The organism is Pseudomonas sp. MD195_PC81_125, assembly GCF_014060985.1.
GTDB lineage: Bacteria > Pseudomonadota > Gammaproteobacteria > Pseudomonadales > Pseudomonadaceae > Aquipseudomonas > Aquipseudomonas parakoreensis.
In genome coordinates this window covers 1-9,902 of record NZ_JABULD010000435.1, presented here as the reverse complement: position 1 = coordinate 9,902, position 9,902 = coordinate 1, and the positions used below count along the sequence as shown (strand labels likewise).

Below are 9,902 nucleotides of genomic sequence, written 5' to 3'. Positions count from 1 at the left end.
TCCCACAGTTGAAATGCATTCCCCTGTGGGAGCGAGCCTGCTCGCGAAGAGGCCGTTACAGGCTAGGCAGCAATTTCGCCGGAACCCATTCGCTCAAGCAGCGCGAAGCCAACAACTCGGTCGCCGCATTGATGTCCGGGGCAAAGAAGCGATCCTTCTCATAAAACGGCACTTCGCGCCGCAGAATCGCCCGCGCCTGTTCCAGCTTGGCCGAGGTCTTCAGACCGTTGCGCAGGTCCAGCCCCTGCACCGCCGCCAGCCACTCCACCGCGAGAATCCCGCGGGTGTTTTCGGCCATTTCCCACAGGCGCTTGCCGGCGGCCGGGGCCATCGACACGTGGTCTTCCTGGTTGGCCGAGGTCGGCAGGCTGTCGACCGAATGCGGATGGGCCAGCGCCTTGTTCTCGCTGGCCAGTGCCGCGGCGGTCACCTGAGCGATCATGAAGCCCGAGTTGACGCCGCCATTGGCCACCAGGAACGGCGGCAGTTGCGACATGTGCTTGTCCATCATCAGCGAGATGCGGCGCTCGCTCAGCGAGCCGATTTCAGCGATGGCCAGGGCCATGTTGTCGGCGGCCATGGCCACCGGTTCGGCATGGAAATTACCGCCGGAAATCACATCGCCTTCAGCCGCGAACACCAACGGGTTGTCGGAGACGGCGTTGGCTTCGATGGCCAGCACTTCGGCGGCCTGACGGAACTGGGTCAGGCAAGCGCCCATGACTTGCGGCTGGCAGCGCAGCGAATACGGATCCTGCACCTTCTCGCAGTTCTGGTGCGAATCGGAGACTTCGCTGCGCTCGCCGAGCAGATCGCGATATGCGGCGGCTGCATCAATCTGGCCTTTCTGACCGCGAGCGGCGTGAATACGTGCATCGAACGGCGAGCGAGAACCGAGCACCGCTTCCACCGTCAGACCGCCGATTGCCAGCGCACCGGCAAACAGGTCTTCACCTTCAAACAGACCGCGCAGGGCAAATGCGGTGGACACCTGAGTGCCGTTGAGCAGCGCCAGACCTTCTTTCGCCGCCAGGGTCAGCGGGGTCAGACCTGCGACTTTCAGCGCCTCGGTCGCCTCCATCCATTCACCCTTGTAGCGCGCCTTGCCCTCGCCGAGCAGCACCAGCGACATGTGCGCCAGCGGTGCCAAGTCACCGGAGGCGCCGACCGAACCTTTGAGCGGAATGTGCGGGTACACCTCGGCGTTGATCAGTGCGATCAGCGCGTCGATCACCACGCGGCGGATGCCGGAGAAACCACGGCTGAGGCTGTTGACCTTGAGCACCATGATCAGCCGCACCAGTTCATCGCTGATCGGCTGACCGACGCCGGCGGCGTGGGACAGCACCAGCGAGCGCTGGAGGTTTTCCAGGTCTTCACTGGCGATGCGGGTCGAGGCCAGCAGGCCGAAACCGGTGTTGATGCCGTAGGCGGTACGGTTCTCGGCGAGGATCTGCTCGACACACGCAACGCTGGCCTCGATCTGCGCGGAGGCGCTGTGGTCGAGGGTCAGCTTGACCGGTTGCTGATAAACGTCACGCAGTTGGGCCAGGCTCAATTGGCCGGGAATCAGGTTCAGCGCAGTCATTTAAATGCTCCTGTTTAGGCATTGTTATTAACTACCAGTCGCTCCGGAGCATTCCGTTATCCGTCGTTTCTCGTCTTGTGGACGATCCACGCCTTGGCACGCTGGTATGGGTATTGTCAGTGCAGATTCGGTAATACGTTGTGCAGCGAATCCGGGTGTTTCAGAACGCTTGCGGCGGCAGCGATGTCCGGCGCCAGCCAGCGATCCTGATCGTAGGCCGGGACGGTTTCACGCAGCAGGCGCCACGCCCGGTCGGTGCCCGCGCCAAAGCGCTGCTCCTTGAGAAATTCAAAGGCCTGCGCCGCCAGCAGGTACTCGATGGCGAGGATCTGCGTGCAGTTTTCGAGGGCACGGTGCAGCTTCAGCGCAGCGCTGGTGCCCATGCTCAAGTGGTCTTCCTGCAGGCCCGAGGTGACGTAGTTGTCGAGCACCGCCGGTTGCGCCAGTTGGCGGTTCTCGGCACACAGCGAGGCGGCGACGTATTGCACGATCATCATCCCGGAGTTCACCCCCGGATTGGCCACCAGAAACGCCGGCAGACCGCTGACGTGCGGGTTGACCAGGCGATCGAGGCGACGCTCGGCAATCGAGCCGATTTCAGCCATGGCAATCGCCAGCAGATCCGCTGCCATCGCCACTGACTGGCCGTGCGGGTTAGCCTGCGACATCACCCGGAAGTTGTCCGGCGTGCCCAGCAGCAACGGGTTATCGGTGCAGCCATTGAGTTCGGCTTCCACCTGCCTGATCGCATGTTCCAGTTGATCGCGCGCTGCGCCGTGCACCTGCGGGATCGAGCGGATGCTCAACGCATCCTGAGTGCGAATGCCCTTGCTGGTCGCGATCACTTCACTGCCATCGAGTAACGCACGCAGATTGCTCCCGACCTGCTGCATGCCCGGGTGCGGCTTGAGCGCGATGATCTCGGCGTCGAACGCGGCGATCTGACCGCGCTGGGCTTCGAAGCTCATGGCGCCGATCACGTCGGCCCATTGCACCAGGCGCGTCGCATCGGCAATCGCCAGGCAGCTGAGGCCGGTCATGCACGGCGTGCCGTTGACCAGGCACAAACCGTCCTTCGCGCCGAGCTGCACCGGTTGCAAGCCTTCTTCGGCCAACGCCTGCTGCGCCGAGATGATTTGCCCGCGATAGCTGACATGGCCCACGCCCAGCAGCGCGATGCCGATGTGCGCCATGTGCGTCAGGTAACCCACCGAGCCTTGCGCCGGCACCTGCGGGGTGATGCCACGATTGAGCAGCGCCAGCAACGCTTCGACCACGCGGCGATGAATACCGGACTTACCATGGCTGTAGTTGTGAATCGCCGCGCAGATGATCGCGCGGGTCTGTTCATCGGGCAGCACCGGGCCGACACCGCAGGCGTGACTGAGCAAGGTGTTGCGCGAGAGCTGGCTGAGTTGTTCGTCCTTCAGCGAGACATTGGACAAACCACCCAGGCCGGTATTGACGCCATAAGCGCGCTCGCCGCTTTCGACGATGCGCTGGACGATGCCCTGAGCGTTTTCGATGCGTGCCCAGGTTTCGCTCGACAGTTCCAGTTGCGCGCCGTGACGGGCGACGGCGACCACGTCCTGCCAATGCAGGGGGTTGCCGGTGATGATGATTTTTTCAGCCTGGGACATCTAAAACCTCATACCAATTCTGTTGATACACCCTGTGGCGAGGGGATTTATCCCCGATGGGCTGCGCAGCAGCCCCAAAACCTTCAGCCAGGATGTTTCAGGTGCACCGCATGCAATGTTTGGGGGCGGCTTCGCCACCCATCGGGGATAAATCCCCTCGCCACAAAGGCAATCCATTTCAGACTACTGCCGCCCGCCGCTGCACGAACCGGTCAACATACTCATCCGCCGGCGAATGCAGGATCTCTCTCGGGGTGCCAACCTGAATCAGGCGGCCGTCCTTGAGGATCGCGATGCGGTTGCCGATGCGCACGGCCTCGTCGAGGTCGTGGGTAATGAAGACGATGGTTTTGTGCAGGGTCTTTTGCAGCTCCAGCAACTGGTCCTGCATCTCGGCGCGGATCAGCGGATCGAGCGCACTGAACGCTTCGTCCATCAGGATGATGTCGGTGTCCGCCGCCAAGGCACGGGCCAGGCCCACGCGCTGACGCATGCCGCCGGAGAGCTGGTGCGGGTATTTGTTTTCGTAGCCTTTGAGGCCCACGGTGTTGATCCAGTGCAGCGCACGTTCGGCGCACAGTTGCTTGCTCTCGCCGCGCACTTTCAGGCCGTAGGCGACGTTCTCGATCACGGTCTTGTGCGGCAGCAGGCCGAAGCTCTGGAACACCATGCTGATCTTGTGCCGGCGAAATTCGCGCAGCGCTTCCATGTCGTATTGCAGGATGTCCACGCCGTCGACCAGGATCGCGCCGCTGGTGGGGTCGATCAGGCGATTGAAGTGGCGCACCAGCGTCGACTTGCCCGAGCCGGACAGCCCCATGATCACGAAGATCTCGCCAGTGCCGATGCTCAGCGACAGGTCGTTGACCCCGACCACACAACCGGTTTCGTTCAGCACCTGATCCTTGGTCTTGCCCTGGCCAACCATCGCCAGTGCGTCTTTGGCGCGGTTGCCGAAAATCTTGAAGACGTTTTTTGACTTCGATCTTGCTCACGGTTGCGTTGTTCATTTGCTCACCTCATGCCGTGGCCGACCGTACGCCTGAGTAATGCGGTCGATGACCACTGCGAGAATCACGATCGCCAGACCGGCTTCGAGGCCGCGTCCGACGTTGAGGGTCTGAATGCCCACCAGTACGTCTTCACCCAGACCTCGGGCGCCGATCATCGAGGCGATCACCACCATCGACAGGGCCATCATCGTGGTCTGGTTGATCCCGGCCATGATGCTCGGCAGGGCCAGCGGCAGTTGCACACCGAACAGTTGCTGCCAGCGGTTGGCACCGAAGGCGTTGATCGCTTCCATCACTTCACCGTCGACCTGGCGAATGCCCAGATCGGTCAGGCGGATCAACGGCGGCGCGGCATAGATCACCGTGGCGAAAATCGCCGGGACCTTGCCCAGGCCGAACAGCATCAGCACCGGAATCAGGTACACGAAGCTGGGCATGGTCTGCATGATGTCGAGCAGCGGCATCAGCACCGAACGCAGTCGATTGCTGCGCGCCGAGAGAATCCCCAGCGGAATGCCGATCAGCACCGAAATGATCGTCGCGACCATCATCAGCGCCAGCGTCTGCATGAGTTTGTCCCACAGGCCGACAGCGCCCACCAGGAACAGCAGACCGACGATGACGGCGGTGGTCACGACTTTACGCGTGGCGTGCCAGGCGACCACACCGACGATCGCCAGCATCAACCACCACGGCGCCGCACGCAGCAGGCCTTCGAGGTTGACGATGGCCCACAGCAGCGTGTCCGAGATGTGGCGGAACACATCACCATAATTGGTGACCAGCGAATCGACCCAACCGTTGACCCAGTCGGCGATGGAAAAGGTAAAGCTTTCGGGAAACATAAGCGGCTCTCAATCAGAAATCTCAATCAAGCGATGACGGCATATCTCCCGGCCAGCCTCACGGTTAGCCGGGAGGTATCGACCTACAGCGCCGCGTCGATTTTCTTGGCTGCGTCGTCACTGACCCACGCGTGCCAGACCTCAGGATGTTCCTTGAGGAAGATTTTCGCCAGTTTTGGCGACTCGATACGTTCCTTCGCCATGCGGCCCAGGTTCTGGTTCAGCAGATCAATCGGCAGATTGACTTTTTCCAGCACGGCCACCAGTTCCGGCGCCTGTTCGTGGAAGGTTTTCGACAGACCGACCTTGATGCTCACGCTCTTGTCGACGCCCGGTTTTTCTTCAAGTTTGACGGCGTCGATCTGGCCCATCAGCGGGGTTGGCGACCAGTAGTAGAACAGGATCGGCTCGCCACGCTTGTAGCTCGACAGCACCGCCGCATCCAGCGCCGGGCCGGTGCCCGGACGGAAGTTGGTGTAGCTGTTTTCCAGGCCGTAGCTCTTGAGCATTTCGCTGTTGTCCAGCTCACAGGTCCAGCCCGCCGGGCAGTTGTAGAAACGGCCCTTGGACGGCTCTTCGGCGTCCTTGAAAATCGTCGCGTATTTGCCCAGATCGGCAATGTTTTTCAGGTCCGGGGCTTTTGCCTCGATCTTGCGTTTGGCGTCGCCTTCGATCACGTAGCGCGGCACGTACCAGCCTTCGATAGCGCCGACGATCGGGGCGCCGACACCGACGACTTTGCCGGCCTTCTCAGCCTTGTTCCAGACTTCGCTGCGACCGACCCACTCTTCGGCGAACACTTGAATGTCGTTGCTGCTCAAGGCGTTTTCCATGGTGATGGAGTTGCCCGGCAGGCTGTCGGTCTTGCAGTCGTAACCTTTCTCCAGCACCACTTGCAGCACGTCGGTCAGCAACATGCCGCTTTCCCAGTTCAGGCCGGCGAATTTCACCGGTTTGCCGGATTCGCACCAGCCGGCCGCCTGGGTGGCGCCGGCACTGGCCAGCAGGCCCATGGACAGCAGTGTGGTGAGCAGGGTCTTGTTCGATTTCATTATTGCGACGCTCCTAATCATGAATTGGCTTACGGCAGTCAAGAGGCATCCAGCCCTGTCCACGTCCAATCAGGCCTGCGCCGCAGCGCGCCCGGCCCCACTTTTTTCAGGTTGTACAACACTGTTCTGCTCGAGCGGCAAAATCAGTTGATCAGGCACCGAGCCGTGCCATTTTTTCGCGCACAGGTAATACAGCGCGGCAGGCAGCACCAGGCCGATGATCCAGGAAATATCCACGTCACCGAGGGCAGCCACCAGCGGGCCGGTGTAGAACTTGGTGGAGATGAACGGCAGCTGCACCAGCACACCGAACACATAGACGCTGATCCCGAGCAGGTTCCAGCGGCCATAGCGACCATTCGGATTGGCCAGCGCCGGTACGTCATAGCGCTCACGAGTGATGCAGTAGTAGTCGACCAGGTTGATCGCGCTCCATGGCGTGAAGAACGCCAGCAGGAACAGGATGAACGACTTGAACGCACCGAGGAACGAATGCTGGCCAAGCAGTGCGATCAGGGTCGCCGCACCGACAATCACCAGCACGAATACCAGACGCTGCAGGCGGGTGACCGTCAAATGCCCACGGAAGCCGCTGATGATCGTGGCGATGCACATGAAGCTGCCGTAAGAGTTCAACGTCGAGATGGTGACCTTGCCGAAGGCGATGCTGAAGTACAGCAGCGCCGCCGTGGCACCGGTGCCGCCCAGCCCGACGATGTAGGCCACTTCATGCCCGGCGAACTGGCCGTTGGCCGACGCCGCGGCGAATACGCCGAGGACCATCGCCACCTGCGCGCCGATGACCGAACCTGCGCCAGCGGCAAAGAAGGTTTTCACCGAGGAAACCTTGCTCGGCAAGTAACGCGAATAGTCCGCCACATACGGGCCGAAGGCGATCTGCCAGGACGCCGCGAGCGACACCGCCAGCAAGAAGCTGCTCCAGCTGAAGTGGCGGATCTGCAACAGGGCGCCCACATCCACCTGGCTCAGCAGGCGGCTGAACAGATACACGAAGGCAATCACGCCAATGACGCTGGCAACGCGACCGATCCAGTGGATCACCCGATAACCGAGCACAGTGACCACCACGATGACGCTGGCGAACAGCAGGATGCCAACCGTGTCGCTGACGCCAAACAACTGGCCCAGCGCCTGGCCGGAAAGCACCGTACCGGTGGCGGTGAAACCCAGGTACATCAGGCACACCAGCACGATCGGGATCGCCGCGCCATACACGCCGAACTGCACCCGGCTGGAAATCATCTGCGGCAAGCCAAGCTTCGGCCCTTGCGCCGCGTGCAGCGCCATCACGCCGCCGCCGAGCAGTTGACCGATCAACAGACCGATCAACGACCAGAACACATCCCCGCCCAGCACCACGGCCAGGGCCCCGGTAACAATCGCGGTGATTTGCAGATTCGCACCCATCCACAGGGTGAACTGGCTCAACAGACGACCGTGTCTTTCCGCTTCCGGGATGTAGTCGATCGAACGCCTTTCGATCAACGGTTTGTTACCTGCACGATCGGGGGTTACAGCCATGATTCAACCTCTGTGGATTGTTATTCTGGGTTGGTTCCTACACCTGTAGGAGCTGTCGAGTGAAACGAGGCTGCGATCTCTTGACCTTAAAAAATCAACATCAAAAGATCGCACCTTCGGCAGCTCCTACAGGGCTATCGGTTTATTTGCCGGTAATCATCGGCAGGTTCAGCCCCTGCTCCTTCGCGCAGTCGATGGCGATCTGGTAGCCGGCATCGGCGTGACGCATGACGCCAGTGGCCGGGTCGTTGTGCAGCACGCGCGCAATACGCTCGGCCGCTTCGTCGGTCCCGTCGCAGACAATCACCATGCCCGAGTGCTGCGAGAAGCCCATGCCCACGCCACCACCGTGGTGCAGCGAGACCCAGGTCGCGCCGCTCGCGGTGTTCAGCAGCGCATTGAGCAGTGGCCAGTCGGAGACAGCGTCGGAACCGTCCTGCATCGATTCGGTTTCGCGGTTCGGGCTGGCAACGGAGCCGGAATCGAGGTGGTCGCGACCGATCACGATCGGTGCCGACAGCTCGCCGCTGCGCACCATTTCGTTGAACGCCAGACCGAGCTTGGCACGCAGGCCCAGGCCGACCCAGCAGATCCGTGCCGGCAGACCCTGGAAGCTGATGCGCTCGCGGGCCATGTCCAGCCAGTTGTGCAGGTGCGCGTCGTCCGGGATCAGCTCTTTGACTTTGGCGTCGGTCTTGAAGATGTCCTGCGGATCACCCGACAGTGCCGCCCAACGGAACGGGCCGATGCCACGGCAGAACAGTGGGCGAATGTAGGCCGGGACGAAGCCCGGGAAGTCGAACGCGTTTTCCACGCCCTCTTCCTGCGCCATCTGACGGATATTGTTGCCGTAGTCGAAGGTCGGAATGCCTTGCTTCTGGAAGTCCAGCATCGCTTTGACGTGGACCGCCATCGATTGCTTGGCGGCTTTGATCACGGCGGCCGGCTCGGTCTTGGCGCGGGCGCGGTACTCGTCCCAGGTCCAGCCCGCCGGCAGGTAGCCGTTCAGTGGGTCGTGGGCGCTGGTCTGGTCGGTGACCATGTCCGGACGCACGCCGCGCTTGACCAGTTCCGGGAGGATTTCTGCGGCGTTACCCAGCAGGGCGATGGAGATCGCTTTGCCTTCGGCGGTGTATTTGGCGATGCGCGCCAGGGCGTCGTCGAGGTCTTTGGCTTGCTCGTCGACATAACGGCTTTTCAGGCGGAAATCGATGCTCACCTGCTGGCATTCGATGTTCAGCGAGCAGGCACCGGCCAGGGTTGCAGCCAATGGCTGTGCGCCGCCCATGCCGCCCAGACCCGCGGTCAGGACCCACTTGCCCTTGAGGTTGTCGTTGTAATGCTGGCGACCGGCTTCGACGAAGGTTTCGTAGGTGCCTGAACGATGCCCTGGCTGCCGATGTAGATCCAGCTGCCGGCGGTCATCTGGCCGTACATGGCCAGGCCTTTGGCGTCGAGTTCGTTGAAGTGTTCCCAGCTCGCCCAGTGCGGCACCAGGTTGGAGTTGGCGATCAATACGCGCGGGGCGTTGCTGTGAGTCTTGAACACGCCGACCGGTTTGCCCGACTGCACCAGCAGGGTTTCGTCGTCATTCAGGTGGGTCAGGCTTTCGACGATCTTGTCGTAGCACTCCCAGTTACGCGCGGCGCGACCGATACCACCGTAAACCACCAGCTCTTTCGGGTTCTCGGCCACTTCCGGGTCGAGGTTGTTCATCAGCATGCGCAGCGGCGCTTCGGTCAGCCAGCTCTTGGCGGTCAGCTTGTTGCCGCGTGCAGCGCGGATCTCGACGTCACGGTATTTAGTAGGTTTTGTGTCAGTCACGAAAAAGACTCCTCAGCGATCAATTCAAACCAACCCTGGCAGTGGGCAAGCAGCCTGCGCGCCTCAATGCGCGACAAGCGAATCAGTGGACGCTGCGGACTTATACGCATACGTCTTTACTTGTACATACAAGCATATGCAATCAAGCGGCCAACTCACTGAAGAGCCGCTCAAGAAAAATCGCGAACAGGGCTACAGAGCTCTGGAAACAAGGGTTGTGGCGTGGATGAAATTTTTTGCGGGGGAGAATTGAGGTCGCGGGGGAGCGTTACGAACCCGTGGCTTTGCGCCACGCTGGGGCGTTCGGTAACAAGTTGGTGCGCTGAGGGAAACAGGAATTGAAATGCAATTGTGGTGAGGGGATTTATCCCCGATGGAGCGCGTAGCGGTCCCAAAAG

The 9,902-nt window shown here is 61.4% G+C and carries 5 protein-coding genes and 2 pseudogenes; all 7 read right to left on the bottom strand.

Going from position 1 to position 9,902, the window contains the following annotated elements; translation table 11 throughout:
* Window positions 1-55: 55 nt before the first annotated feature.
* The 7 genes and pseudogenes from hutH (HT737_RS17635) to hutU all read right to left on the bottom strand — a co-directional run bounded on the left by hutH (HT737_RS17635) (window position 56) and on the right by hutU (window position 9,504).
* Complete coding sequence (hutH, locus tag HT737_RS17635; RefSeq protein ID WP_182403460.1) at window positions 56-1,588, bottom strand: histidine ammonia-lyase; 1,533 nt, start codon at window positions 1,586-1,588, stop codon at window positions 56-58.
* Between the two features lie 116 nt (window positions 1,589-1,704).
* The gene (hutH, locus tag HT737_RS17630; RefSeq protein WP_047290870.1) at window positions 1,705-3,228 is read right to left on the bottom strand and encodes a histidine ammonia-lyase; all 1,524 of its coding nucleotides are present in this window, start codon (window positions 3,226-3,228) and stop codon (window positions 1,705-1,707) included.
* 178 nt (window positions 3,229-3,406) lie between these two features.
* A pseudogene (locus HT737_RS17625) lies at window positions 3,407-4,238 on the bottom strand (glycine betaine/L-proline ABC transporter ATP-binding protein).
* A complete protein-coding gene (locus HT737_RS17620; protein ID WP_007949591.1) occupies window positions 4,235-5,086 on the bottom strand; it encodes a proline/glycine betaine ABC transporter permease in 852 nt (283 codons plus the stop codon). Before HT737_RS17620 ends, HT737_RS17625 begins: the two are co-directional and overlap by 4 nt.
* Window positions 5,087-5,169: 83 nt before the next feature.
* Window positions 5,170-6,138, bottom strand: a complete 969-nt coding sequence (locus tag HT737_RS17615; protein WP_041071468.1) for an ABC transporter substrate-binding protein — start codon at window positions 6,136-6,138, stop codon at window positions 5,170-5,172.
* Between the two features lie 69 nt (window positions 6,139-6,207).
* A complete protein-coding gene (locus HT737_RS17610; protein ID WP_182403458.1) occupies window positions 6,208-7,680 on the bottom strand; it encodes a cytosine permease in 1,473 nt (490 codons plus the stop codon).
* A gap of 142 nt (window positions 7,681-7,822) precedes the next feature.
* Window positions 7,823-9,504: pseudogene (gene hutU, locus HT737_RS17605) on the bottom strand (urocanate hydratase).
* Window positions 9,505-9,902 lie beyond the last annotated feature (398 nt).